The sequence below is a fragment of the Arthrobacter saudimassiliensis genome, from assembly GCF_059090665.1.
Genome location: NZ_JBNHFX010000001.1, coordinates 1,384,050 through 1,408,306 on the forward strand (window position 1 = coordinate 1,384,050; position 24,257 = coordinate 1,408,306).

The 24,257-nt window shown below is 71.0% G+C and carries 25 protein-coding genes; 21 read left to right on the forward strand and 4 right to left on the reverse strand.

Features of this window, described 5'->3' with window-relative positions:
- Positions 1 to 22: 22 nt before the first annotated feature.
- From ftsH to dhaM, 19 genes are all read left to right on the forward strand, one after another.
- Positions 23 to 2,104: an ATP-dependent zinc metalloprotease FtsH gene (gene ftsH, locus AC5RV6_RS06475; RefSeq protein WP_494006449.1), complete on the forward strand. Its 2,082-nt coding sequence runs from the start codon at positions 23 to 25 to the stop codon at positions 2,102 to 2,104.
- A 71-nt stretch (positions 2,105 to 2,175) separates the two neighbouring features.
- A complete protein-coding gene (folE, locus tag AC5RV6_RS06480) occupies positions 2,176 to 2,790 on the forward strand; it encodes a GTP cyclohydrolase I FolE (RefSeq protein ID WP_494006450.1) in 615 nt (204 codons plus the stop codon).
- A 9-nt stretch (positions 2,791 to 2,799) separates the two neighbouring features.
- A complete protein-coding gene (gene folP, locus AC5RV6_RS06485) occupies positions 2,800 to 3,714 on the forward strand; it encodes a dihydropteroate synthase (protein WP_494006451.1) in 915 nt (304 codons plus the stop codon).
- A complete protein-coding gene (gene folB / locus AC5RV6_RS06490; protein ID WP_494006452.1) occupies positions 3,711 to 4,106 on the forward strand; it encodes a dihydroneopterin aldolase in 396 nt (131 codons plus the stop codon). Before folP ends, folB begins: the two co-directional genes overlap by 4 nt.
- On the forward strand, positions 4,103 to 4,609 hold the full coding sequence (gene folK, locus AC5RV6_RS06495) for a 2-amino-4-hydroxy-6-hydroxymethyldihydropteridine diphosphokinase (protein WP_494006453.1): 507 nt from the start codon (positions 4,103 to 4,105) through the stop codon (positions 4,607 to 4,609). Before folB ends, folK begins: the two co-directional genes overlap by 4 nt.
- Positions 4,610 to 4,613: 4 nt before the next feature.
- The gene (locus AC5RV6_RS06500) at positions 4,614 to 5,117 is read left to right on the forward strand and encodes a DUF3180 domain-containing protein (RefSeq protein ID WP_494006454.1); all 504 of its coding nucleotides are present in this window, start codon (positions 4,614 to 4,616) and stop codon (positions 5,115 to 5,117) included.
- Entirely contained in the window at positions 5,110 to 5,619 is a 510-nt protein-coding gene (locus tag AC5RV6_RS06505) for a PH domain-containing protein (RefSeq protein ID WP_494006455.1), read from the forward strand. Before AC5RV6_RS06500 ends, AC5RV6_RS06505 begins: the two co-directional genes overlap by 8 nt.
- Positions 5,616 to 7,139, forward strand: coding sequence for a PH domain-containing protein (locus AC5RV6_RS06510; protein ID WP_494006456.1), 1,524 nt, complete (start codon positions 5,616 to 5,618; stop codon positions 7,137 to 7,139). The genes AC5RV6_RS06505 and AC5RV6_RS06510 overlap by 4 nt, the downstream gene beginning before the upstream one ends.
- Entirely contained in the window at positions 7,126 to 8,046 is a 921-nt protein-coding gene (locus AC5RV6_RS06515) for a Rossmann-like and DUF2520 domain-containing protein (protein WP_494006457.1), read from the forward strand. The genes AC5RV6_RS06510 and AC5RV6_RS06515 overlap by 14 nt, the downstream gene beginning before the upstream one ends.
- On the forward strand, positions 8,043 to 8,936 hold the full coding sequence (gene panC / locus AC5RV6_RS06520) for a pantoate--beta-alanine ligase (RefSeq protein WP_494006458.1): 894 nt from the start codon (positions 8,043 to 8,045) through the stop codon (positions 8,934 to 8,936). The genes AC5RV6_RS06515 and panC overlap by 4 nt, the downstream gene beginning before the upstream one ends.
- A gap of 162 nt (positions 8,937 to 9,098) precedes the next feature.
- Positions 9,099 to 10,553, forward strand: coding sequence for a lysine--tRNA ligase (lysS, locus tag AC5RV6_RS06525; RefSeq protein ID WP_494006638.1), 1,455 nt, complete (start codon positions 9,099 to 9,101; stop codon positions 10,551 to 10,553).
- A gap of 2 nt (positions 10,554 to 10,555) precedes the next feature.
- On the forward strand, positions 10,556 to 10,735 hold the full coding sequence (locus tag AC5RV6_RS06530) for a hypothetical protein (protein ID WP_494006459.1): 180 nt from the start codon (positions 10,556 to 10,558) through the stop codon (positions 10,733 to 10,735).
- A gap of 85 nt (positions 10,736 to 10,820) precedes the next feature.
- Positions 10,821 to 11,156, forward strand: a complete 336-nt coding sequence (locus AC5RV6_RS06535; RefSeq protein ID WP_494006460.1) for a histone-like nucleoid-structuring protein Lsr2 — start codon at positions 10,821 to 10,823, stop codon at positions 11,154 to 11,156.
- A 112-nt stretch (positions 11,157 to 11,268) separates the two neighbouring features.
- Positions 11,269 to 13,779, forward strand: a complete 2,511-nt coding sequence (locus tag AC5RV6_RS06540; RefSeq protein WP_494006461.1) for an ATP-dependent Clp protease ATP-binding subunit — start codon at positions 11,269 to 11,271, stop codon at positions 13,777 to 13,779.
- A 117-nt stretch (positions 13,780 to 13,896) separates the two neighbouring features.
- Positions 13,897 to 14,424 (forward strand): amino-acid N-acetyltransferase, encoded by a 528-nt coding sequence (locus tag AC5RV6_RS06545; RefSeq protein WP_494006462.1) that lies wholly within the window; start codon positions 13,897 to 13,899, stop codon positions 14,422 to 14,424.
- 92 nt (positions 14,425 to 14,516) lie between these two features.
- A complete protein-coding gene (locus AC5RV6_RS06550) occupies positions 14,517 to 14,693 on the forward strand; it encodes a CsbD family protein (protein WP_494006463.1) in 177 nt (58 codons plus the stop codon).
- Between the two features lie 208 nt (positions 14,694 to 14,901).
- On the forward strand, positions 14,902 to 15,903 hold the full coding sequence (gene dhaK / locus AC5RV6_RS06555; protein ID WP_494006464.1) for a dihydroxyacetone kinase subunit DhaK: 1,002 nt from the start codon (positions 14,902 to 14,904) through the stop codon (positions 15,901 to 15,903).
- Between the two features lies 1 nt (position 15,904).
- Entirely contained in the window at positions 15,905 to 16,549 is a 645-nt protein-coding gene (gene dhaL / locus AC5RV6_RS06560) for a dihydroxyacetone kinase subunit DhaL (RefSeq protein ID WP_494006465.1), read from the forward strand.
- Positions 16,546 to 17,250, forward strand: a complete 705-nt coding sequence (gene dhaM, locus AC5RV6_RS06565; RefSeq protein WP_494006466.1) for a dihydroxyacetone kinase phosphoryl donor subunit DhaM — start codon at positions 16,546 to 16,548, stop codon at positions 17,248 to 17,250. The genes dhaL and dhaM overlap by 4 nt, the downstream gene beginning before the upstream one ends.
- A 46-nt stretch (positions 17,251 to 17,296) precedes the next feature.
- Here the strand turns inward: dhaM and AC5RV6_RS06570 are convergent, their stop codons facing one another.
- Positions 17,297 to 18,244 carry an HhH-GPD family protein gene (locus tag AC5RV6_RS06570; protein ID WP_494006467.1) on the reverse strand — a complete coding sequence of 316 codons (948 nt, stop codon included), beginning with the start codon at positions 18,242 to 18,244 and terminating at the stop codon, positions 17,297 to 17,299.
- 144 nt (positions 18,245 to 18,388) lie between these two features.
- Here AC5RV6_RS06570 and AC5RV6_RS06575 point away from each other — a divergent pair, with 144 nt between their 5' ends.
- A complete protein-coding gene (locus tag AC5RV6_RS06575; protein ID WP_494006468.1) occupies positions 18,389 to 19,108 on the forward strand; it encodes a hypothetical protein in 720 nt (239 codons plus the stop codon).
- On the opposite strand, the gene disA is transcribed toward AC5RV6_RS06575, so the two are convergent.
- From disA to AC5RV6_RS06590, 3 genes are all read right to left on the reverse strand, one after another.
- Complete coding sequence (gene disA, locus AC5RV6_RS06580) at positions 19,109 to 20,185, reverse strand: DNA integrity scanning diadenylate cyclase DisA (RefSeq protein WP_494006469.1); 1,077 nt, start codon at positions 20,183 to 20,185, stop codon at positions 19,109 to 19,111.
- A 148-nt stretch (positions 20,186 to 20,333) separates the two neighbouring features.
- Entirely contained in the window at positions 20,334 to 21,701 is a 1,368-nt protein-coding gene (radA, locus tag AC5RV6_RS06585; protein WP_494006470.1) for a DNA repair protein RadA, read from the reverse strand.
- Positions 21,702 to 21,741: 40 nt separating this feature from the next.
- A complete protein-coding gene (locus AC5RV6_RS06590; RefSeq protein WP_494006471.1) occupies positions 21,742 to 22,872 on the reverse strand; it encodes an FUSC family protein in 1,131 nt (376 codons plus the stop codon).
- A 231-nt stretch (positions 22,873 to 23,103) separates the two neighbouring features.
- Between AC5RV6_RS06590 and pstS the strand changes: the two genes are divergently transcribed.
- Complete coding sequence (gene pstS, locus AC5RV6_RS06595; protein WP_494006472.1) at positions 23,104 to 24,222, forward strand: phosphate ABC transporter substrate-binding protein PstS; 1,119 nt, start codon at positions 23,104 to 23,106, stop codon at positions 24,220 to 24,222.
- The last annotated feature ends 35 nt before the right edge of the window (positions 24,223 to 24,257 follow it).

Genomic DNA, 24,257 nt, shown 5'->3' on the forward strand with positions numbered 1-24,257 from the left:
GGGGCCTCGGCCCTGACGACGAATGAAATCTAAGAGCTTCTTCAAGGGACCGGTCATCTGGATCGCGCTGGCGCTGGCCGCTCTCTTGATCATTCTCCCCGCCCTGTCCTCCGGCAGCGGGGCCAGCCAGGTCGACACCAAGGTCGGCCTTGAGCTGCTTGAGGACAACAAGGTCGAGCAGGCGAAGATCTACGACGGCGACCAGCGCGTCGACCTGCTGCTGAAGGAGCCCTACGAGGACAAGGGCGAGAACGTCCAGTTCTACTTCAGCACGGCCCGCGCCGACGACGTGGTCAAGGCCATCGACGACGCCGCGGTGGAGGGCTTCACCGACCAGCCGGTCCAGAGCAACTGGTTCACCAGCTTCCTGGGCCTGTTCCTGCCGCTGATCATCATCGGCCTGATCTTCTGGTTCCTGCTCTCCCGGATGCAGGGCGGCGGTTCCAAGGTCATGCAGTTCGGCAAGTCCAAGGCCAAGCTGACCAACAAGGACATGCCGCAGGTCACCTTCGCCGACGTCGCCGGCGCCGACGAGGCAGTGGAGGAGCTCCACGAAATCAAGGAGTTCCTGCAGGAGCCTGGCAAGTTCCAGTCCGTGGGCGCGAAGATCCCCAAGGGCGTTCTGCTCTACGGGCCTCCCGGCACCGGCAAGACCCTGCTGGCGCGCGCCGTTGCCGGCGAGGCCGGCGTGCCGTTCTACTCCATCTCCGGCTCCGACTTCGTGGAAATGTTCGTCGGCGTGGGCGCCTCCCGCGTCCGCGACCTGTTCGAGCAGGCCAAGAACAACTCCCCGGCCATCATCTTCGTCGACGAGATCGACGCCGTCGGCCGCCACCGCGGCGCCGGCGTCGGCGGCGGCAACGACGAGCGCGAGCAGACCCTGAACCAGCTGCTGGTCGAGATGGACGGCTTCGACAACACCACCAACGTCATCCTCATCGCCGCCACCAACCGGCCCGACGTGCTGGACCCGGCGCTGCTGCGCCCGGGCCGGTTCGACCGGCAGATCGGCGTGGAGGCACCGGACATGCAGGGCCGGCTGCGGATCCTGCAGGTGCACGCCAAGGGCAAGCCGATGGCGCCCGGCGTCGACCTGGAGACCGTGGCCAAGAAGACCCCCGGCTTCACCGGCGCCGACCTGGCCAACGTGCTCAACGAAGCCGCCCTGCTCACCGCCCGCTCCAACGCGCAGCTGATCGACGACCGGGCCCTGGACGAGGCGATCGACCGGGTCATCGCCGGCCCGCAGAAGCGCAGCCGCGTCATGAAGGAACTCGAGCGCAAGATCACCGCCTACCACGAGGGCGGACACGCCCTGGTGGCCGCGGCGCTGCGCAACACCGACCCGGTCACCAAGGTCACCATCCTGCCCCGCGGCCGCGCCCTCGGGTACACCATGGTGATGCCGGCGGACGACAAGTACTCGGTGACCCGCAACGAGCTGCTGGACCAGCTGGCCTACGCCATGGGCGGCCGGGTGGCCGAGGAGATCGTGTTCCACGACCCCTCCACCGGCGCGTCCAACGACATCGAGAAGGCCACCTCCACGGCCCGCAAGATGGTCACCCAGTACGGCATGAGCGAGCGGATCGGTTCCGTGAAGCTCGGCTCCGGCGGCGGCGAGCCGTTCCTGGGCCGGGACATGGGCCAGGAACGCAACTACTCCGACCAGGTCGCCTACGTGGTGGACGAGGAGGTGCGCCGGCTGATGGACAACGCCCACGACGAGGCGTACCAGATCCTCACCGAGAACCGCGACGTCCTGGACCGGCTGGCGCTGGAGCTGCTCGAACGCGAGACGCTGAACCAGGCCGAGATCGCCGAGATCTTCCGCGACGTGCGCAAGCGCGACGTCCGCGAGATCTGGCTGTCCAAGCCGACCCGCCCGGTCCATGAGCTGCCCCCGGTCGTCTCCCCGCGCGAACGCGAACAGGCCCGGAAGGCCGGCGAGCCGGACCCGGCGACCGTCGCCCCGCAGGACCAGATCGCCGACGCCGACATCCCCCGGGACTTCGACGTCAACGCAGACGGGCTGCCGGAGCCGGAGGGCTCACGCGGCTCGCGGGCGGGTTTCGACACCCCCGACGACACCAGGAAGCCGTAGCGCACAGGCGGGCCGGGACCGACAGGTCCCGGCCCGCCTGCCGTCTGCGGCATGCGCGGTAGGATCAAGCAGTGACGGATTTCGACGACGAACTGGCGGCCATGGACCTGGCGGCCTCCGATGCGATTGACCAGCCCCGGATTGAGCGGGCGGTGCGGGAGATCCTCCTGGCCATCGGCGAGGACCCCGACCGCGACGGCCTGCAGGACACGCCCAAGCGGGTGGCGAGGGCCTACGCAGAGGTGTTCGCCGGGCTCCACGAAAGCCCCGAGGACCTGCTCGCCACCACCTTCGACCTCGACCACGAGGAGATGGTGCTGGTCAAGGACATCCCCTTCTACTCCACCTGCGAGCACCACCTGGTGCCCTTCCACGGCACCGCGCACATCGGCTACATCCCGTCCCACGAGGGCAAGGTGACCGGGCTGAGCAAGCTCGCCCGGCTGGTGGAGCTCTATGCCCGGCGCCCGCAGGTCCAGGAGCGGCTCACCACCCAGATCGTCGACGCGCTGGTGGAGAACCTGCAGCCGCGCGGGGCGATCGTCGTCATCGAATGCGAACACCTGTGCATGTCCATGCGCGGGGTCCGCAAGCCCGGAGCACGTACAGTGACCTCGGCCGTGCGCGGCCAGCTGCGGGAAACCGCCACCCGCGCCGAAGCCATGTCCCTGATCCTCGGACGATAGGACTGACGCATGGATTCCCTTGCCGCCGCCCCCGGAACCGGCCCGGCCACCTCGCCGCTGCCCGTGCTGCGCCGCAGCGGAGCCGCCGAGCGGTTTGACCGGCTGCCCGTCGGACGCACCCTGGTGATGGGGATCCTCAACGTCACCCCGGATTCCTTCAGCGACGGCGGCCGCTTCGCCACGGTGGACGAGGCCGTCGCCGCCGGCCTCGAACTGGTCCGCGCCGGCGCCGACATTGTCGACGTGGGCGGTGAATCCACCCGTCCCGACGCCGAGCGCATCAGCCCCGCCCAGGAGCAGCGGCGCGTGCTTCCGGTCATCACCGCCCTCGCCGCCGCCGGCGTGACGGTCAGCATCGACACCATGAACGTCCAGACCGCGGAGAAGGCCCTGGCCGCCGGCGCGGTGCTGATCAACGACGTCTCCGGCGCGGCCATGGCCGAGGGCATGCCCGAACTGGTGGCCCGGACCGGCGCGTACTACGTCCTGATGCACAGCCGCGGGCCCGTGCGCCGGCAGGATCCCCGGGCCGTCTACGACGACGCCCCGGCCGAGGTCCTCGACGAGCTGCGCGCGCTGCGCGGCCGCCTCGTCGACGCCGGGGTGGCCGCGGAGAAGATCATCCTCGACCCGGGCCTGGGCTTCTCCAAGACCGCCGCACACGACTGGGCCCTGCTGCACGCCCTGGACCGGTTCACCGCCGATGGGCACCGGGTCCTGGTCGGCGCCTCGCGGAAGCGCTTCCTCGGCACCCTGCCCGGCACGGACGGCGCCGTCGTCCCTGCGCAGGAGCGCGACGCCGCCACCACGGCGGTCTCCGCGTTGTCCGCCGCCGCGGGCGCCTGGTGCGTGCGGGTCCACGACGTCGCCTCCAGCGCCGCCGCCGTCCGGGTCGCCGCCGCCTGGCGGGAGGGCGGACAGTGACGCCGGCAGCGGCTCCGGCCGGACCGCCGCGGGACACCATCCGCCTCGGCGGCATCACCGCCACGGGTTACCACGGCGTCTTTGCCGAGGAACGCCGCGACGGGCAGACCTTCATCGCCGATCTGGTGCTCTTCACGGACCTGCGCGCCGCCGCGGCCACCGACGACCTGACGCTGACCGCCCACTACGGCGAGATCGCCGAAGCGGTCAGCGCCGAACTCACCGGCGAACCGGTCAACTTGGTCGAGACCCTGGCCGAGCGCATCGCAGCCGCCGTGCTGGGGGGCTTCCCCACCATCGACGCCGTCCAGGTCACCGTGCACAAACCCCAGGCACCGATCACGGTGCCCTTCGGGGACGTCGCCGTCACCATCCACCGGGAGCGCGCATGAATTCCTCGAACGACGCCGTCCGGGCCGTCCTGGCGCTGGGCAGCAACCTCGGCGAATCCCGGGACACCCTGTCCGCCGCCGTCGCGGACCTGGCCGACCACCCGGGCATGAGCCTGGCCGCGGTATCCCCAGTGGTGCGCACCCGTCCCGTGGGCGGACCGGAGGGCCAGCCCGACTACCTGAACCTGGTCATCGCCGTGGACACCACCCTGGCACCGCACGAGCTGCTGGCGCACTGCCAGCAGGTTGAGCAGCGCCACCACCGCGAACGCATCGTGCGCTGGGGGCCGCGGACCCTCGACGTCGACATCATCACCTACGGGGACCTGCGGCTTGAGGACCCCGACCTGACCATTCCGCATCCGCGGGCCTCGTCCCGCGCCTTCGTCCTGCAGCCCTGGGCGTGGATGGAACCGGAGGCCATGCTGGAGGGTGAGCCGGTCGCCGAGCTCGCCGCCCGGGCCGAGGACCTCCCGGGCCTGGAGATCTACGAGGGAGACTGATCCGGTGAGGACCCTTCGGTACCGCCGGCTGGCACTGATCTGTGTCGTGGCCGGCCTCGCGGGCTGGGCCGGCTCCGTGCTCGCCGAGCGCTGGTCGCTGCCCGTGCCGGCGTTGAGCCTCACCGCGCTGCTGACCGTCCTTGCCGTCGTCGTGCTGGTGCTGGTGCTGGGCCTGCGGGTGCGCCGCTGGCGCGCCAGCGGCGGAAAGACCAGGCTGGACCCGATCGCCGCCGCGCGCACGCTGGTGCTGGCTCAGGCCTCCGCCTACGCCGGAGTCCTGCTGCTGGGCTGGCACGTGGGCGTCTTCCTGGACCAGCTGCCGCTGTGGCAGCTGCGGCCGGGGCACGCCCCCACGTGGTCCGCCCTGGCGATGACCGCCGGCGGCGCGGTGCTGACCGCCGCCGGGCTGCTGGTGGAGAACTTCTGCAGGATTCCGCCCGACGACGGGCCCGAGGGCAGCAACGGCAATGATCCCGAAACACCGGACGGCGAGGGCGAGTATGCGTGACGCGGCAATTGATCCACCCGGGCTCGCCTGGCAGCGGGTCAGCCCGCGCTACCTACGGCTGCGGGTCATCGGCTGGGCCATGGAGAGCGTGTTCCTGCTGGCCGCCGCCGCCGTTCCGCTGGTGCTCACCCTCACCGGCGTCTGGAACCTCGCCCCCTGGCTGGCCTGGGGCATCCCGGGCCTGATGCTGGTGCTGTGCCTGTGGCGCGCCGTGCTGCTGCCCCGGCAGGTCCGCGCCATCGGCTTCGCCGAACGGGACGAGGACCTGCTGATCCGCCGCGGCATTTTCTTCCAGCGCGTGCTCGTGGTGCCCTACGGGCGGATGCAGTACGTGGACGTGTCCGTCGGTCCGCTGGAGCGGGCCTTCGGACTGTGCACGCTGAAGCTGCACACCGCTTCCCCCGGCACGGACGCGCAGATCCCGGGGCTGCCGGCCGACGAGGGCGCACGGCTGCGCGAGCACCTCTCCGCGCGCGGCGAAGCGCAGCTGGCGGGACTGTGACCGCCGACGACGCCGGGACCGGCCCCGGGCCGGGCCCGGACGGGCAGCTGCCCGGCCCCGGAACCGACGCCGGGGAGACCTGGCACCGGGTCCATCCGGTGTCCCCGCTGGTCCGGGGCTGGATTGCCCTGGTGGCGATCCTCTACTTCGCCGGCCGGGAACGCGCCGAGGCCTTCTTCGAACGCGGCGACCTCGGCCTGGACGACTTCCCGCTCCTGCAGGTCCTGCTGGCCCTCGCCGGGGTGCTGCTCATCATTGCCGTGGCGTTCTACCTCTCCTGGCGCTTCACCCGCTACCAGCTGACCAGGGAGCACGTGCGCGTGCACTCCGGTGTGGTGTTCCGCCAGCAGCGGCAGGCCCGCCTGGACCGGGTCCAGGCCATCGACGTCATCCAGCCGCTGCTGGCGCGCGTGTTCGGGCTCGCCGAGCTGCGCTTCGAGGTGGCCGACTCCGGCGAATCCGCCGTCCGGCTCGCCTACCTGAGGCTTGACGACGCGCAGAAGCTTCGCGCCGCCATCCTCGCCCGCGCCTCCGGCGCCGCCTCGGGAACCGACGCCGACACCGAAGAGGCGCCGGAACTGCCCGTGCTGGCGCTGCGGCCGGGCCGGGTGATCGCCTCGACGCTGCTCTCCGGCACCACGGTCTTCCTGGTGATCTTCGGGCTCGGCGGCACCGCGATCCTGGGCTTCACCACCCGCGACCCGCTCAGCCTTGCGGTGCTGGTGCCGATCCTGGCCGGAACCGTCGGATCCTACTGGTCCCAGTTCAGCAGCGGGTTCAACTTCCGCGCCGCCACCTCCCCGGACGGGCTGCGCATCCGCTCCGGCCTACTGGACACCCGGGCGCAGACGGTACCGCCCGGCCGGATCCAGGCCATCTCCATCGTCCAGCCCATGCTGTGGCGGTTCCCCGGCTGGTACCGCATCACGGTGAACGTGGCAGGCTACAGCGGCGGCGACGCCGACGGCCGCACCCGCCTGCTGCCCGCCGGCACCCGCGACGAGGTCTTCCGGGTCCTGGCGCTGGCCCTGCCCGACCCCGGCACCGCGGACCCGATCGAGGTGTTTTCCGCGGGCATGGACGGCAGCGGCGAGGCGTGCGGCTACACCACCACTCCGCGCCGCGGGCGCTGGCTCGCCCCGCTGGCCTGGCGCCGCAACGGATACGCGGCAACCGGCACGGCCCTGCTGGCACGCAGCGGCCGGCTGCGCCGCCAGCTGGACATCGTCCCGCATGCCCGCACCCAGTCCATGGCCCTGCACCAGGGGCCGCTGAACCGCCGCTTCGCCCTGGCCGACCTGCGGCTGCATTCCACCGCCGGGCCGGTCAGCCCCCGGGTCCTCCAGATGGACGCCGGCACCGCGCGGGCCCTGTTCGTTGAGCAGGCCCGCCGGGCCCGGGACGCCCGACGGCGGGACCGCACCGAACGCTGGCGCGAGTCCGAGGCCCGCGCCTCCGGGCCCGCACCCGCGGACCGGCACCACCCCGCACCCGAGGAGCTGCCCGATGAGCACCGCTGACCTTTCCACGTCCCGGGGACGACGGGCCGGGCGGCTCGGCGTCGGGGTGATCGGCGCAGGCAAGGTCGGCGCCGTCCTCGGCGCGGCGCTGCGCGCCGCCGAGCACGCCGTCGTCGGCGTCTCCGCCGTCTCCGAAGCCAGCCGGGAGCGGGCCGAGAACCTGCTCCCCGGAGTTCCCGTGCTGGAGATCCCGGACATCGTGGAGCGCTCCGAGCTGGTCCTGCTGGCGGTGCCCGACGACGCCCTGCCGGACCTGGTTGCCGGGCTCGCCGCCACCGGGTCCTGGCAGCCCGGGCAGCTGGTGGCCCACACCTCCGGCCGGTTCGGCACCGCGGTCCTGGATCCGGCGCGGCGGCGCGGAGCCATTCCGCTGGCCCTGCACCCGGCCATGACCTTCACCGGCCTCAGCCTGGACCTCACCCGGCTGGCGGACAGCAGCTTCGGCGTGACCGCCCCCGCCGCGGTGCTGCCGATCGCCCAGGCCCTCGTGGTGGAGATGGGCGCCGAACCGGTGGTCATCGACGAGGCCGACCGGGCCGCCTACCACGCTGCCCTCGCCCACGCCTCCAACCATCTGGTGACGATCACCGCCCAGTCCACCCAGCTGCTGCGCAGCCTCGGAGTGGAGAAGCCGGACCAGCTGCTCGGCCCGCTGATGCGCGCCTCGCTCGAAAACGCGCTGGCCTCCGGCGAAACCGCACTCACCGGGCCCGTGGCCCGCGGCGACGCCGGCACCGTCCGTGCCCACGCGGACGTCCTGGCCGGGCAGCCCGAAGACCTGCGGGAGGCCTATGAGGCGCTCTCCCGCGCCACCGCCCGCCGCGCCGTCGAGCGCGGCCTGCTGAGCCCCGCCCAGGGCGAGGCGATCCTGAAAGCACTGCCGCACGACCAAGAAGGTACGAGTTGAACACTCCCGGCGTGGCCCGCACGGCCGCCGAACTGCAGGACACCATCGCACGGCTGCTTGCCGGCACCGGAAAGGAGCACCCCGAGCTGGGGCTGGTTCCCACCATGGGAGCGCTGCACCACGGGCACGCCGCCCTGGCCCGCGCCGCCCGCGCCGAAAACGACGTGGTGGTGGCATCGATTTTCGTCAACCCGCTCCAGTTCGACGACCCGGCCGATCTCGCCCGCTATCCCCGCACCCTCGAAGCGGACCTGGCGCTGCTCGCCGCGGCCGGCGTCGACGTCGTCTTCGCGCCGGATGTGGAGGAGATGTACCCCGGCGGGGAGCCGCTGATCCGGGTCAGCTCCGGCGAGCTCGGCACCCGCTACGAAGGTGCGTCACGTCCCGGCCACTTCGACGGCGTGCTGACCGTGGTGGCCAAGCTGCTGCACATCGCCCAGCCGCCGGTTCCCGCCGAATACCGCGCCTACTTCGGACAGAAGGACGCCCAGCAGCTGGTGCTGATCCGGCGGATGGTGCAGGACCTGAACTGGCCGGTCCAGGTGCGGGGAGTGCCGATCGTCCGGGGCGCCGACGGGCTCGCCGAATCCAGCCGCAACGCCTTCCTCGCCCCGCAGGAGCGCGAAGCCGCCCTGGCGCTGGCCGGGACGCTGGCGGACCTGCGCGACCGCGCCGCCGCCGGCAGGCCCCTTGACCTCCCGGCGGCCCGCGCCCGCCTCGCCGCAGCGGAGGGGGTGCAGCTGGACTATCTCGACGTCGTCGACCCGGCCACGCTGGCCGCCCTGCCCGCCGGCCCCGGGGAACCGCTGGCCGCCAACGCCCTGGCGCTGGTCGCGGCCCGCGTGGGCGCGGTGCGCCTGATCGACAACATGGAGCTGATTCCGGCCTGACCCGCCGGCCCCTGCGCCCCTGCTTTCCGCCCCGCAGGGGCCGCACGGGAGGGGCCGCGGACCCGGGACGCGTCAATTAGGACAGACTGGGTAGACTTAATTCCCGTGACCACTGAAGATTCCCCCGTGTCCCCGCAGCCCGACGCCGACTACTCCGAGCAGATGCGCATCCGCGCGGAAAAGCGCGCCCGGCTGCTGGCATCGGGCCGGGAAGCCTATCCGGTGACCGTGCCGCGCACGCACTCGCTCGCCGAGGTGCGGGAGAAGTACGGCCACCTGCAGGCCGATGAAGCCAGCGGCGAGACGGTCGGCGTCACCGGCCGGGTGGTCTTCATCCGCAACACCGGCAAGCTCTGCTTCGCCACCCTGCAGGAGGGCAGCGGCACCCGTCTGCAGGTCATGCTGAGCCTGGCCGAGGTGGGTGGGGAGTCCCTGGCCGAGTGGAAGTCCCTCGTGGATCTCGGCGACCACGTCTTCGTGCACGGCGAGGTGATCTCCTCGCGCCGCGGCGAGCTGTCCGTGATGGCCGATGAATGGTCCATGGCGGCCAAGGCGCTGCGTCCGCTGCCCGTGCTGCACGCCGACCTCAACGAGGAAACCCGCGTCCGCCAGCGATATGTGGATCTGATGGTGCGCGAAGAAGCGCGCGAAATGGTCTACAAGCGCGCCGCCGTTATCCGCGCGGTTCGGGACACCCTGCACGGGCACGGATATGTCGAAGTCGAAACGCCCATGCTGCAGCTGGTTCACGGCGGCGCCGCGGCCCGGCCCTTCGAAACCCACCTGAATGCCTTTGACCAGAAGATGACCCTGCGCATCGCCACCGAGCTTTTCCTGAAGCGGGCGGTCGTGGGCGGCATCGAGCGGGTTTACGAACTGGGCCGGATCTTCCGCAATGAGGGCGTGGACTCCACCCACAGCCCGGAATTCACGACCCTTGAATCCTATGAGGCCTACGCCGACCAGTTCGTGATGGCCGACCGCATTCGCGAAATCATCCTCAATGCCGCCGACGCCGTCGGCAGCAGGGTGATCGAAACACCCGCCGGAACCATCGACCTGAACGGTGAATGGCGCTGGCTGGCGGTCTACCCCGGCCTTTCCGAGGCGGTGGGCCGGGAAATCACCCCGGATACGGATGCCGCCACGCTGCGCGCCGTCGCGGAGGAGCACGGCGTAAAGGTGGATCCGGCCTGGGACGCCGAAAAGCTCGTTATCGAGCTGTTCGGAGAAATCGTGGAGCCCACGCTGATCCAGCCGACCTTTGTCTACGACTACCCGCCCTCCGCCCAGCCGCTGGCCCGCCAGCACCGGGACGACCCGCGGCTGATCGAGGCCTGGGACCTCATCATCGGCGGGATGGAGCGCGGCACCGCCTTCTCCGAGCTGATCGACCCGGTCATCCAGCGCCAGCGCCTGACCGAGCAGTCCCTCCGGGCGGCCGGCGGAGACCCCGAGGCGATGGCCCTGGATGAAGACTTCCTGCGGGCGCTCGAGTATGGCGCTCCGCCCATGGGCGGCATCGGGCTGGGAATCGATCGGCTCGTGATGCTTTTCACAAATGCGGGAATCAGGGAGACGATTTTGTTCCCCCTGCTTAAGCCGGAAATGGGATAACCGTGGAATATGTCGAAGTTCTGCTGCCGTCGGTGGCCGTGGGCGTGCTCTTCTTTTTCGCCATGAAGGCGCTGCTCAATGCGGACCGATCCGAACGAAAGGCTCAGGCCGAGGCTGATGCCGAAGCCCGGCCGGATGGTCCTGAAGACGGGGAAAGCAAATCCGATAAATCGGCCGGGTAGCTTTGACGCCCTAAGGCTAATGCGCCATAATCGTAAGTGGTCTCAAATATTTTTCCCCCGCTGTTTGACTGCTTAGGAGCCTGACGTGGCGCAAAAGGTAAAAATCATTCTGGTCGACGACCTCGACGCCGGAAGTGCGGACGAGACCGTGCGTTTCGGCCTCGACGGCACACAGTACGAGATTGACCTTTCAAAAGACAATGCGAAGAACCTGCGGGATGCGCTGAAGCCGTATGTTGACGCGGGTCGCAAGGTCGGGACGCGCAGCGGCGGGGGGCGCCAGCGCAGCACCGGGTCCGGCAGCCGCAGCAATGAAGCCGCGCAGATCCGGGAATGGGCCCGCAACAACGGGTACACCGTTTCCGAGCGCGGCCGGGTGAACAGCGAGATCATCGAGGCTTACCGCGCCGCCCAGGGATAGCGGCGGAACGTTCGCCGCGGGCGGGAGGGCTCTCACGCCCGTGGCGAACACGCTCCAAAAGCCGACGCGGCACACGTAGCATCGAATTACGCGTTAGCTAGGAGTGTGCCTCATGTTTGAAAGATTTACCGACCGTGCCCGTCGCGTTGTCGTGCTTGCCCAAGAAGAGGCACGCATGCTCAACCACAACTACATCGGCACCGAGCACATCCTGCTTGGGCTCATTCATGAGGGCGAAGGGGTTGCCGCCAAGGCCCTCGAGTCGCTGAGCATCTCCCTCGGTGCCGTCCGTGAGCAGGTGCAGGAGATCATCGGCCAGGGCCAGCAGGCCCCCTCCGGCCACATCCCCTTCACCCCCCGCGCCAAGAAGGTGCTGGAGCTCTCGCTGCGGGAAGCACTGCAGCTGGGCCACAACTACATCGGCACCGAGCACATCCTGCTCGGCCTGATCCGCGAGGGCGAAGGCGTGGCGGCCCAGGTCCTGGTGAAGCTGGGCGCCGACCTGAACCGCGTGCGGCAGCAGGTCATCCAGCTGCTCTCCGGCTACCAGGGCAAGGAGCCGGTCTCCACCGGCGGCCAGCAGCAGGAAGGCCAGCCCGCCGGCTCGGTGGTGCTGGACCAGTTCGGCCGCAACCTCACCCAGGCCGCGCGTGAAGGCAAGCTTGATCCGGTGATCGGCCGTGAACACGAGATGGAACGCGTCATGCAGGTCCTCTCGCGCCGCACCAAGAACAACCCCGTGCTGATCGGTGAGCCCGGCGTCGGCAAGACCGCCGTCGTCGAGGGACTGGCCCAGGCCATCATCCGCGGCGACGTCCCCGAAACCCTTCGCGACAAGCAGCTGTACACCCTGGACCTCGGGTCCCTGGTGGCCGGCTCCCGCTACCGCGGCGACTTCGAGGAACGCCTGAAGAAGGTCCTCAAGGAGATCCGCACCCGCGGCGACATCATCCTGTTCATCGACGAGATCCACACCCTCGTGGGTGCCGGTGCCGCCGAGGGCGCCATTGACGCGGCTTCGATCCTGAAGCCGATGCTGGCCCGCGGCGAGCTGCAGACCATCGGCGCCACCACGCTGGATGAGTACCGCAAGCACATCGAGAAGGACGCCGCGCTGGAGCGCCGCTTCCAGCCGATCCAGGTCAAGGAGCCGTCGGTGGCGCACGCCATCGAGATCCTCAAGGGCCTGCGCGACCGCTACGAGGCACACCACCGGGTCTCGATCACCGACGCGGCGCTGTCCTCGGCCGCCACCCTGGCCGAGCGCTACATCAGCGACCGCTTCCTGCCGGACAAGGCCATCGACCTGATCGACGAGGCCGGCGCCCGGCTGCGCATCCGCCGCATGACCGCTCCGCCGGAGCTGAAGGAGATCGACGACCGCATCTCCGAGCTGAAGATGGAGAAGGAATCGGCCATCGACGCGCAGGACTTCGAGGTGGCCGCGGCGCTGCGGGACAAGGAGCAGAAGCTTCAGGACCAGCGCGCCGAAAAGGAACGCCAGTGGAAGTCCGGCGGCCTGGACGACATCGCCGAGGTGGATGAGGAACTCATCGCCGAGGTGCTCGCCAACTCCACCGGCATCCCCGTGGTGAAGCTGAACGAAGAGGAGTCCACGCGGCTGCTCAAGATGGAGGATGAGCTGCACAAGCGGGTCATCGGCCAGGACGAGGCGATCAAGTCCATCTCGCAGGCCATGCGGCGCACCCGTGCCGGCCTGAAGGATCCCAAGCGCCCCGGCGGCTCGTTCATCTTCGCCGGCCCCACCGGCGTCGGCAAGACCGAGCTGGCCAAGGCCCTCGCCGAGTTCCTGTTCGGCGACGAGGATGCCCTGATCACCCTCGACATGTCCGAGTACTCCGAGAAGCACACGGTGTCCCGCCTGTTCGGTGCCCCTCCCGGATACGTCGGCTACGAAGAGGGCGGCCAGCTGACCGAGAAGGTCCGGCGTCGTCCGTTCTCCGTGGTCCTGTTCGACGAGGTGGAAAAGGCCCACGCGGACCTGTTCAACTCGCTGCTGCAGATCCTCGAGGATGGCCGCCTGACGGACAGCCAGGGCCGGGTGGTGGACTTCAAGAACACCATCATCATCATGACGACCAACCTCGGCACCAAGGACATCTCCAAGGGCGTCATGACCGGCTTCCAGTCCGGCACCGACACCAAGACCGGTTACGACCGGATGCGGGCCCGGGTCACCGAGGAGCTGCGCCAGCACTTCCGCCCCGAGTTCCTTAACCGCGTCGATGACACCGTGGTGTTCCCGCAGCTGACCCAGGAGGAGATCGTCCAGATCGTCGACCTGTTCCTGGAGCGCCTCGGCAAGCGCCTGGCGGAGAAGGGCATGAGCATCGAGCTCACCCCGGCCGCCAAGGTCCTGCTCGCCACCCGCGGCTACGACCCCGCCATGGGTGCCCGGCCGCTGCGCCGCACCATCCAGCGCGAGATCGAGGACCAGCTGTCCGAGAAGATCCTGTTCGGCGAGCTCAAGCCCGGCGAACTGGTCTCCGTCGACGTCGAGGGCGAGGGTGACGAGGCGAAGTTCACCTTCATCGGCCACGGCACCCCGAAGGCCCTGGAGGAAGCTCCGCCGGCCATCGAGGCCGGAGTTCCGGGCGACTGACTCCATCGCTGACAGGCACACGCGGTAAAGGACCCGGCGGGCAGCAGCCCGCCGGGTCCTTCCGTGTTCCGAAACAGGATTTGCAGCCCGCGGTACGGGCGGTCCTAGACTGAACCGGTGACTTCCGCGCCGTCTCTGACCATCCGCCGGGCCCGAACCTCCGACGTTCCCGGCATCCGGGCGCTGGTCGCCCCGCTGGCGGAGGAGCGCATCCTGGTCGCCAAGGAGGCCGTGGCCTACTACGAGGCGCTCCAGGAGTTCCGGGTCGCCGAGGACGCCTCGGGGCGCATTGTCGGCTGCGGCGCCCTGCACGTGATGTGGGAGGACCTCGGCGAGGTCCGTACCCTGGCCACCGATCCCGCGGTCCGGGGGCTCGGCGTCGGGCACCGGCTGCTGGAGCAGCTGCTGGACGACGCCGCCGAGCTCGGCGTCAGCCGGGTTTTCTGCCTCACCTTCGAGGTCGGCTTCTTCCGCCGCCACGGCTTTGAGGTGATGGCCGACCAGCGCGCCGTCGACCCCGAGGTCTACTCCGAACTGCTGCGTTCCCATGACGAGGGCGTGGCCGAATTCCTGGACCTGGCCCGGGTCAAGCCCAACACCCTGGGCAACACCAGGATGATCCGGCAGCTGACCGACCGGATCTGAGCCCGGCCCGCCGGTCGGACCCCCGGTGGCGGAGTGCCCCGTTCCACGATAAGGTAAGGGTACTTAGCATCATTCGACGGAAGGAGTCCACCATGGGCGCAGACGACAAGATGCAGAACAAGGCCGAGAACCTCGGCGGCAAGGTCAAGGAAGGCCTGGGCAAGGCCACCGGCAACGAGCAGATGGAAGCCGAAGGCCACGGCGACCAGGCCAAGTCCAGCCTCAAGGACGCCGGCGAGAACATCAAGGACGCCTTCAAGGGCAAGTAGCCCCGGCCGGCGGACGCGCTCCACGAAGCGTCCGCACCGGAGCGGCAGACGCTTTATCAGCGGCGGCGGGAAGGGAAGCTCCTTCCCGCCGCCGCTGTCGTCCGTGCACCGCATGAACCCTGTTGCCCCACCCTCCGGGCGGAGTAGGGTGGGGCGCAAATGTGCGGGCGGTGTTCCCCGGCCCGTGCCCGGCAGGAGGAGCCCGCCCGTGAAGAAGCTCATCAATGATCCCCGGGAGGTCGTCGCAGACTCCCTGCGGGGTTTCGGCCTCGCCCACCACGACCTGGTCAAGGTGCATACCGACCCGGACTACGTGGTCCGCCGCGATGCTCCGGTCCGGGGGAAGGTTGCCCTGGTCTCCGGCGGGGGCAGCGGCCATGAACCGCTGCACTCCGGCTACGTGGGCCGCGGCATGCTCGACGCCGCCGTCCCCGGGGCCGTGTTCACCTCGCCCACCCCGGACCAGATCCTCCCGGCCATCCAGCACACCGATGCCGGAGCCGGGGTGCTGCTGATCGTGAAGAACTACACCGGCGACATCCTCAACTTCGAAACCGCGGCCGAACTCGCCGTCGCCGAGGGGCTGGAGATCCGCACCGTGGTGGTGAACGACGACGTCGCCGTCGAGGACTCCACCTACACGGCCGGTCGGCGCGGAGTCGCCGGAACCGTGCTCGTGGAACGGATTGCCGGCGCCGCCGCCGAACGCGGCGATGACCTTGACGCCGTCACCGCCGTCGCGGAGCGGGTCAACGCCGGAGTGCGGTCCATGGGAGTGGCCCTGACCGCCTGCACCGTCCCGCACGCGGGAGAGCCCAGCTTCACCCTGGCCGAGGACGAAATCGAACTCGGCGTGGGCATCCACGGGGAGCCCGGCCGGCGGCGGATGCCGATGGAGACGGCCGACGCCATCGCCGACCAGCTCATCACGCCCGTGCTGGGCGACCTCGACGCCGCGGACGGCTCGCGGGTGCTGCTGTTCGTCAACGGCATGGGCGGCACCCCGCTCAGCGAGCTCTACATCCTCTACGCCCACGCCGCGCAGGTGCTCCAGGACCACGGCCTGCACATTGAACGCTCGCTGGTGGGCAACTACATCACCGCGCTGGAGATGCAGGGCGCCTCGATCACCGTGCTGGTGCTCGACGACGAAATGATCGATCTGTGGGACTCGCCGGTGCACACCGCGGCCCTGCGGTGGGGCGCCTGAGATGGCTGCCGACGCCGCCTGGGCGGTGCAGTGGATGCGCGACAGCGCCGACGTGCTGGCCGCGAACCGGCAGCGGCTGATCGACCTGGACCGGGAGATCGGCGACGCCGACCACGGCGAGAACATGGACCGCGGGTTCACCGCCGTCGTCGGGAAGCTCGATGCCGCCCCGGAGCCGCCGGCCGCGCCCTCCGACGTGCTGAAGACGGCGGCCATGACCCTCATGTCCAAGGTGGGCGGTGCGGCCGGTCCGCTGTACGGGACCGCCTTCCTGCGTGCGGCCACCTCCACCGCCGGCAAGGCCGAGCTGAGCGGAACCGACGTCGCCGACATGGTGGAGGCCGCGCTGGGCGGGCTGACGTCGCGCGGCAAGGCCGAACCGGGCGACAAGACCATGGTCGATGCGTGGACGCCGGCGGCCGGGGCCGCGCGCCGTACGGCTGAGCAGGGCGGTGACGCGGCCCAGACCCTGGCCGCTGCCGCCGACGCCGCCGAGGAAGGCCTGGCGGCCACGGAGCCGCTGACCGCGCGCAAGGGCCGCGCCAGCTACCTGGGTGAGCGCAGCGCCGGGCACCTGGATCCCGGCGCGGCGTCCACCGCCCTGATCCTCCGGGCGGCCGCCCGTGCGGCGGGGGCGCCGGAATGACGGTGGGCCTGGTGATCGTCTCGCACAGCGCCCGGCTGGCCCAGGGCGTCAGGGAACTGGCGGCCCAGATGGCCGCCGACGTGCCCATAGCAGCCGCCGGCGGCACGGACGACGACGGCATCGGCACCAGCCTGGAAAAGATCCTCGCCGGAATCGCCGAGGTGGATACCGGCGACGGGGCGGTCCTGCTGACCGACCTGGGCTCAGCCGTGATGACCGCGGAGTCGGCCGTGGAGTTCCTGGACCCGGAGCAGCAGGAGCGGGTGAAGATGGCGGACGCGCCGCTCGTGGAGGGCGCCGTGGCGGCCGCCGTCGCGGCCCAGGGCGGGCGCGGAGTGGCGGAAGTGGTGGCCGATGCGGAGGCCGCCGGGGGAGCCGGCGGCCGGGCCGCTGCTCCGGCCGCGGACGGGCGCGCGCGCGACGACACCGACCCCGACGACGGCGCCGTGCACCGCGGCGCGTGGACCCTGGTGAACCCGATGGGGCTGCACGCCCGGCCGGCCGCCGCGGTGGCGCAGGCCATGGCGGACCTGGATGCCGACATCACGATCAACGGCGTGGACGGCAAGAGCGTGATGATGCTGATGACGCTGGGCCTGCGCCAGGGACAGACGCTGGAAGTCGAAGCCACCGGCCCCGACGCCGAACGGGCGGTGGAAATCCTCGGCGTCGAGGTCCGCAACGGCTTCGGCGAAATCTAGCCGCAGGATCCGGCCGCAGGATCCGGCCGCGGGAGCCCGCCGCAGCTCAGCCCGGCAGGCCGATTCCGGCCGGCTGCTCCTCGGCCAGCCGGTCCGCGAGCAGCCCGGCCAGCGCCCGCTCCATCTGTTCGGCCGGGGCCTGGAGCCCGTGCAGGCGGGCGAGCGGCGTCAGTTCGGTGTCCGCGTCCGGTTCGACCAGGTCGATCGGGCCGTCCAGGAGCAGCCCGCGCGGAACCGGCCCGGACGCGGCCCGCAGCACAGCCATCATCGCACCGCGCACCTGCCGGTCGGTGCCGGCCCAGGCCTGGCCGCGCGGCACGTAGTCCGGTTCCGGCCGGCCGGCCGCCACCCAGGCGCACTCGGCGCGCACCGGGCACTCGTCGCAGCGCGGCGAGCGGGCCGTGCAGATCAGGGCCCCCAGCTCCATGACGGCGGCGTTCCACTTCACGGAGTCCGCCCGTCCGGCGGGCAGCAGCTCCTCGGCCAGGCGCATCTCGGCTGCGGTCAGCGACCGTGCCGGCAGTGCCCGGCCGGAGACGGCCCGGGCGTGCACCCGGCGGATGTTGGTGTCCACCACGGTTTCCCGGCGGCCCCACGCGAACGCCGCAACCGCGGCGGCGGTGTACTCTCCGACGCCGGGGAGCCCCAGCAGCTGCTCCCGACTGTCCGGCACCATGCCGCCGTGGTCCGCGGCGATGGCGCGGGCCGCTGCATGCAGCCGAAGGGCGCGCCGCGGGTACCCGAGCCGTCCCCAGGCCCGGACCGCCTCCCCGGCCGGCTCCGCGGCCAGGTCCGCCGGCGCGGGCCAGCGGCGAAGCCATTCCTCCCAGACCGGCAGCACCCGCACCACCGGCGTCTGCTGCAGCATCACCTCGCTGACCAGCACGCCCCAGGCGGTGCACTCCTGCTTCCGCCAGGGCAGGTCCCGGGCGGCGCGCCCGAACCATTCCGGAATCAGCCGATGCAGCTGCTGAACCGTCGAACCGGTCTCCACCGTGGTGCCTCCTCTTTGCCGACCCCCTACTTTACTGCCGTGCCCTGCGGCGCTCCGCGCCGCGCCGTCGTGACCTGCAGTGATTCCGGCCGCCACCGGCGTGCCCCGCAGCCCTATGCGTCCCGGGGTCCCTAGCCTTAAGCCATGGCAGGAAACCCGGATCCCAGGCGCAGCGGCACAGTCGGGCGATCCTCCCCCGGCGGCCGGAAGCGGCAGAGCCCGGCGGTCTACCGGCGTCGCCGGCTGGCCGCCCTGCTGGCCCTGCTGCTGCTGATCGGCATCATCTTCGGGGGCATCGCCGTGGTGCGGGCGCTCACCTCCGGCGGAGACGCCGCAACGGCCGGGCCCGCGTCCTCCGCCGCGCCGGCCCCGTCGCCTGCGCCCACCCCGGGAACGACGGAGGAGGCCGCGCAGGAGGAGGCGGAGCCGCAGCAGACGGGCGCGGCCGACAACGCCGACAACGGGGAGCCGGGACGCAACGAGTGCCCGGCCGGGGTGATTCGGGTGGAGGCAGGCACCGATTCGCCGGTCTACGCGGCCGGGACCAGTCCGCTGCTGACGCTCAGCGTGACCAACACCGGCTCCGAACCCTGCGACATCAACGTGGGGACCAGCCGGATGGAATTCCTGGTCACCAGCGGCTCGGACCGCATCTTCTCCTCGGTGGACTGCCAGGAGCCCGGCGAGGACCTGTGGAAGGCCTTCGAACCCGGGGCGACGGAATCGGCGGTCCTGCCCTGGGACCGGGTGCGGTCGGCCCCCGGCTGCGCGCCTGTGCCCGGCAACCCGGCACCGGGGACCTACGTTTTCACTGCGGCCCTGGGGGCGCTGACCAGCGAAAAGGCAGTGTTCCAGCTCGAATAGCTACATGAAGCGGTCCAGCAGGCTGGTCTCGGCGATCCGGGACAGGCCCTCCCGCACGGTGCGGGCCCGCTGTTCACCGATGCCTTCGACCTGCATGAGGTCTTCGATGTTGGCGGCCATCAGGTTCTGCAGCCCGCCGAAATGCTCCACCAGCCGGTTGGACACGGCGGGGGGAACGGACTTGATGTTGCCCAGCAGCCGGTAGCCGCGCGGCTGGACCACTGCCTCCAGCGAGTCCTGTCCGGGCTGGAAACCCACCACGGCGGCGATCTTGCCCAGGTCCACCATGTCGGAGGGGCTCAGCCGCTGCAGCGTGGCCACCTGCTCATCGACGGCCAGCTCGCCGTCGGCCAGATGCATGTAGTCCCGGATGATCATGTCGCTGCCCGGGCCCAGGCCCGCCGTGAGCTCCTCGAGCTGGAGGGACAGCAGGCGGCCGTCCACACCGAGCTCCAGCACGTACTGGGCGATCTCCTCGGAGATCCTTCGCACCATTTCCTGCCGCTGCAGCGTGACCGCGACGTCGCGCACGGTCACCATCGCCTCGATCTCCAGGGCGGACAGCGAGTTGGTCACCTGGTCCAGCCGGGACCGGTAGCGTTCCAGCGTGGCCAGCGCCTGGTTGGCCCGTGCCGCCACCGGCTCGGAGCCCTCCAGCACGTGGCGCAGCCCGCCGACGTAGAGCTGGATGATCTGCATGGACTGGCTGACCGAGATGACCGGAAAACCGGTCTGGATGGCCACGCGCTCAGCGGTGCGGTGGCGAGTGCCGGATTCGTGGGTCTCGATGGTGTGGTCGGGGACCAGCTGCACCGCGGCCCGCAGGATGCTCCGGGCCTCCTTGTCGCAGACGATGGCGCCGTCCATCTTGGCCAGTTCCCGCAGCCGGGTGGGGGAGAAGTCGATGCCGATGTCGAAGCCGCCGGAGCAGATCGAGTCGACGGTCCGGTCGAAGCCGAGCACGATGAGCGCGCCGGTGCGGCCGCGCAGGATGCGCTCCAGCCCGTCGCGCAGGTCGGTGCCGGGCGCGACCCGCGCCAGGGTGGCCCGGAGTGCGTCCTCGGGCGTGCGTGCCATGTTAGATCCTTCCGGCCCTGGGCCCGGGGGCGGTTTCGGGCACAGTTATGCTCAGACTTTCCCATCCTAGTGGGCGCACGGAGCGTCCCGAGGCCGGAAAAGGTCACATGACGGCCGCGGTTTCGGCCGCCGCCCGGGTAGTTCCCGCCTAGAACAGCAGTTCGAGGGCCTCGCCGAGGGTGCCGACCTCACGCACCTTGAACCCGGCGGGCACCTGGCCCGGACCGTTCGGGGAGGCCGGGACCACGGCGTGGGTGAAACCGAGCCGCTCGGCCTCGTTGATCCGCCGGCTGATCCCGGGCACCGGCCGGACCTCGCCGGCCAGGCCCACTTCGCCGAAGGCGATCAGCCGGGCCGGCAGCGGCTTGTCCATCTTCGCCGAGGCCATCGCCAGGGCCACCGCCAGGTCGGTCGCCGGCTCGGTCAGCCGGACCCCGCCCACCGTCGCCACGTAGCTGTCATCCTTGGCGAGGTTCATGGACGCCCGCTGCTGCAGGACCGCCAGCAGCATGGCCACCCGCGCGGAGTCCAGGCCGCTGGTGGCGCGGCGGGCCTGCGCGTTGCCGGTCTCGGCGAGCAGGGCCTGCACCTCGGCCACGAGCGGACGCCGGCCCTCCAGGGTCACCGTGATGCAGGTGCCCGAGACGGGGTCCTTGGTCCGGGAGACGAACAGCCCGCTGGGATCCGCGAGGCCTTCGATGCCGTCTTCGGTGAGGTCGAAGCAGCCCACCTCATCGGTGGGCCCGTACCGGTTCTTCACCGCACGGACCAGCCGCAGCCGGGAGTGCCGGTCGCCGTCGAACTGGCAGACCACATCCACCAGGTGCTCGAGCAGCCGCGGCCCGGCGATGGAGCCGTCCTTGGTCACATGGCCGACCAGCAGGGTGGTCATGTTCCGGGTCTTGGCGGCGTTGATCAGCGACGCCGCGACCTCGCGGACCTGGCTCACGCCGCCGGCGCTGCCGTCGACCGCGGTGCTGCTGAGCGTCTGCACCGAGTCGACCACCAGCAGCCCGGGATCCACCTGTTCCACCTGCCCCAGGGCCTGGGCGAGGTCGGTCTCCGCGGACAGATACAGGGCGCTGCTGACGGCGTTGATCCGTTCCGCGCGCAGCTTCACCTGGGCGGCGGATTCCTCGCCGGTCACATACAGGACCCTGCGGCCCTGCCCGGCCACCCGCGCGGCGACGTCGAGCAGCAGCGTGGACTTGCCGACGCCGGGCTCGCCGGCGAGCAGGATCACGGCCCCGGGCACCAGCCCGCCGCCGAGCACCCGGTCCAGCTCGCCCACGCCCGTGGGCTGGTAGGCGGCGGTGGCGGCGTCGACCTCGCCGATCGGCAGGGCGGGGCGGGCCACGGTGGCAGCGGCGGTGGTGCGGGCGACGGTGTCGACGGCTTCCTCGACGGTGCCCCAGGCCTGGCACTCGCCGCAGCGCCCCACCCATTTGGCGGTGGTCCAGCCGCATTCGGTGCAGCGGTAGTTGGCGGCGGCGCGGGAACGGGTCTTGGTGGCCATGGCAAAAGGCTATCCCGGGGCGCCGACACCGCCGGCGGGGTCAGACCTCCGCCAGGTAGGACACCGCCTCATCGTGGGAAAGGCCGGTGGATTCCAGCAGGTCCACGAGCATGGGCCGGAAGAGCATGATCAGGGCGTCGCCCTGGGGATTGGTCACGTCCATGGCGCGCGGTTCCAGGCGCATCCCGACGGCGGCCAGCGCGTTCCGGGCGTGGCGCAGCAGCCGCTCGCGGGTGTCGGTCGATTCATGCCCGCCCAGCGCCCGGGCCAGGATGTCCACGGCCTCCGCGGTGTCCTGCAGCACCTCCGAGACGTTTTCGATCGCGTCGTCGCTGAGGGAGGCGTGGTTGATCACCGACGCCGCGCGCCGGGCCAGCACCCGGCTGTTGCGCACGGCCAGGTCAAGGTAGCTGATCGAGCCGCGCAGGTCGCCCAGTTCGGCCAGGTGGCGGCGGTAGGCGGGAGAGAGGCGCGCGATCTCCCTGGCGTCCCGGACACTGCGCTCGAGCAGGTCGAGCTGGGGCTGGGTGTTCCGCGCCCGCACGAGGGCGTGCCAGGCGGCCGTGGAGTCGCTGCGCGCCACGGCCTCGCCGGTCTGCCGCAGCACGGCCGACAGCTCCTGCAGCAGCTCCCGCACGGCGGTCCGCGGCTCGCGGCGCGGGTCCCGGGGCGCCAGCATCGTGACCAGCAGCGCGAAGAGGCCGCCGACGACGGCGTCCACGCTGCGGGTGAACGCCCCGCCCTCCGGGGCGGGCAGGAGCACCACCAGCAGCGACTGCAGGCCCAGCTGGGTGGTGAAGATGACGCCGCGGTCCAGGAAACGGGCGAGCATCACCGACACGAACAGCACGATGGCGGCCTGCCACAGGCCCGGGCCGAGCAGGGTCAGCAGCAGCTCGCCCACGGTGATGCCCAGGGTGCAGCCGATACCGACCTCCAGCACCCGCCGGGTGCGCGGTTCGCGCGAAAAGCCCAGGGAGACCAGGGCCGCCGTGGCGGCGAACAGGGGACCTTCGTGCCCGAGCACATATTCCGCGAAGGCGTAGGCGCCGACCGCGCAGATCGTCATCTGCAGGGCGGGGACCAGGGAGTTCCGGCTGCGCCGCAGCCCCACCTTGAAGCGGTTGCGCAGGAACCCCCGGCTTCGGGACAGGCGCTCGCGGGCTGGCATGGGTCCAAGTCTATGCGGCGGGCAAACCTACACGGGGGTTCCTCCGCTCTGTGACGGCCTGCAGCGCCGGGCGCGTGCCGGACACCGAAACTTCCCCGGCCGCTCCCCGGCAGTTCACCTGCCGTTCACCTTCGGGGTGCAGTCTCGTTCATGGGGAATCCCTCCCCGGACACAAAGGGTCCACCGGCGCCGGACCGGCCACATGGCATCCATCCCCTGAAAGGGACAGAAGTGAAAGCAATGCGTTTCGGCCGTACCGCGGCCGTCCTCTCGGTGGCCGCATTTGGTTTGGCGGCGTGCGGCAGCGACAGCGCCGCCCCGGCGGCGGGCAACACCGCCGGCGACAGCACCAGCACCATCACCGGCACCCTCTCCGGGGCCGGCGCATCGTCGCAGGACTCGGCCATGCAGGCCTGGATCGCCGGGTTCGCCGCGGCCCACCCCGGGGCGTCCGTGCAGTACTCGCCGGACGGCTCCGGCGCCGGGCGGGACGCCCTGCTGGCCGGCGGCGTGCAGTTCGCCGGATCCGACGCGTACCTTGACGATGAGGAGGCGGCCGCCGCCCTGGAGACCTGCGGGCCCGACGGCGCCCTCCACGTCCCCGCCTACATCTCCCCGATCGCCGTGGCCTTCAACCTGCCCGGCGTCGAGACCCTGAACCTGGACGCGGCCACCCTCGCCTCCATCTTCCGCGGCGGGATCACCGCCTGGAACGATCCGGCGATCGCCGCCCACAACGAGGGCACCGAACTGCCGGACACTCCGATCACCGTGGTGCACCGTGCCGATGACTCGGGGACCACGACCAACTTCACTGAGTACCTTGCCGCCGCCGCCCCCGAGGTCTGGACCGATGAGCCCGACGGCGAGTGGCCCGAGGCGCTCGACGGCTTCGAGAACGGCCAGGGCACCAGCGGCGTCGTCTCCGCCGCGTCCGGCACGGAGGGCGCCATCACCTACGCCGACGCGTCCGCCGTCGGCGGGCTGGGCACGGTCGCCCTGGAGGTCGGCGCGGACTACGTCGCCTACAGCGCCGACGCCGCCGCCAGGGCCGTGGAGGCATCCTCACCGGTCGAGGGGGAGAACCGGCCGGAGGCCGATATGGCGATGCAGCTGGACCGGACCACCACTGAGGCCGGCGCCTACCCGCTGGTCCTGGTCTCCTACCATGTCTTCTGCACCAGCTACGAAAACCGGGAGGCCGCGGACCTGGTGAAGGCCTTCGGCCACTACGTGATCAGCGAGGAGGGCCAGTCGGCGGCGGCCGACGCCGCGGGCAACGCTCCGCTCTCCGAGAACCTCCGGGAACAGGCGGAGACCGCCATCGACTCCATCCGGGCCGCGTCCTAGCGGATTCCGTCACAGCCGGGGCCTCCCCCGATCCG

What these genes read in the sequence shown, in the direction of transcription:
- ftsH (WP_494006449.1), top strand. Translation starts at nt 23, where the DNA reads ATGAAATCTAAGAGCTTCTTCAAGGGACCGGTCATCTGGATCGCGCTG.
- folP (WP_494006451.1), top strand. Translation starts at nt 2,800, where the DNA reads ATGGATTCCCTTGCCGCCGCCCCCGGAACCGGCCCGGCCACCTCGCCG.
- folK (WP_494006453.1), top strand. Translation starts at nt 4,103, where the DNA reads ATGAATTCCTCGAACGACGCCGTCCGGGCCGTCCTGGCGCTGGGCAGC.
- AC5RV6_RS06505 (WP_494006455.1), top strand. Translation starts at nt 5,110, where the DNA reads ATGCGTGACGCGGCAATTGATCCACCCGGGCTCGCCTGGCAGCGGGTC.
- AC5RV6_RS06515 (WP_494006457.1), top strand. Translation starts at nt 7,126, where the DNA reads ATGAGCACCGCTGACCTTTCCACGTCCCGGGGACGACGGGCCGGGCGG.
- lysS (WP_494006638.1), top strand. Translation starts at nt 9,099, where the DNA reads ATGCGCATCCGCGCGGAAAAGCGCGCCCGGCTGCTGGCATCGGGCCGG.
- AC5RV6_RS06540 (WP_494006461.1), top strand. Translation starts at nt 11,269, where the DNA reads ATGTTTGAAAGATTTACCGACCGTGCCCGTCGCGTTGTCGTGCTTGCC.
- AC5RV6_RS06550 (WP_494006463.1), top strand. Translation starts at nt 14,517, where the DNA reads ATGGGCGCAGACGACAAGATGCAGAACAAGGCCGAGAACCTCGGCGGC.
- dhaL (WP_494006465.1), top strand. Translation starts at nt 15,905, where the DNA reads ATGGCTGCCGACGCCGCCTGGGCGGTGCAGTGGATGCGCGACAGCGCC.
- dhaM (WP_494006466.1), top strand. Translation starts at nt 16,546, where the DNA reads ATGACGGTGGGCCTGGTGATCGTCTCGCACAGCGCCCGGCTGGCCCAG.
- AC5RV6_RS06575 (WP_494006468.1), top strand. Translation starts at nt 18,389, where the DNA reads ATGGCAGGAAACCCGGATCCCAGGCGCAGCGGCACAGTCGGGCGATCC.
- disA (WP_494006469.1), bottom strand. Translation starts at nt 20,185, where the DNA reads ATGGCACGCACGCCCGAGGACGCACTCCGGGCCACCCTGGCGCGGGTC.
- radA (WP_494006470.1), bottom strand. Translation starts at nt 21,701, where the DNA reads ATGGCCACCAAGACCCGTTCCCGCGCCGCCGCCAACTACCGCTGCACC.
- AC5RV6_RS06590 (WP_494006471.1), bottom strand. Translation starts at nt 22,872, where the DNA reads ATGCCAGCCCGCGAGCGCCTGTCCCGAAGCCGGGGGTTCCTGCGCAAC.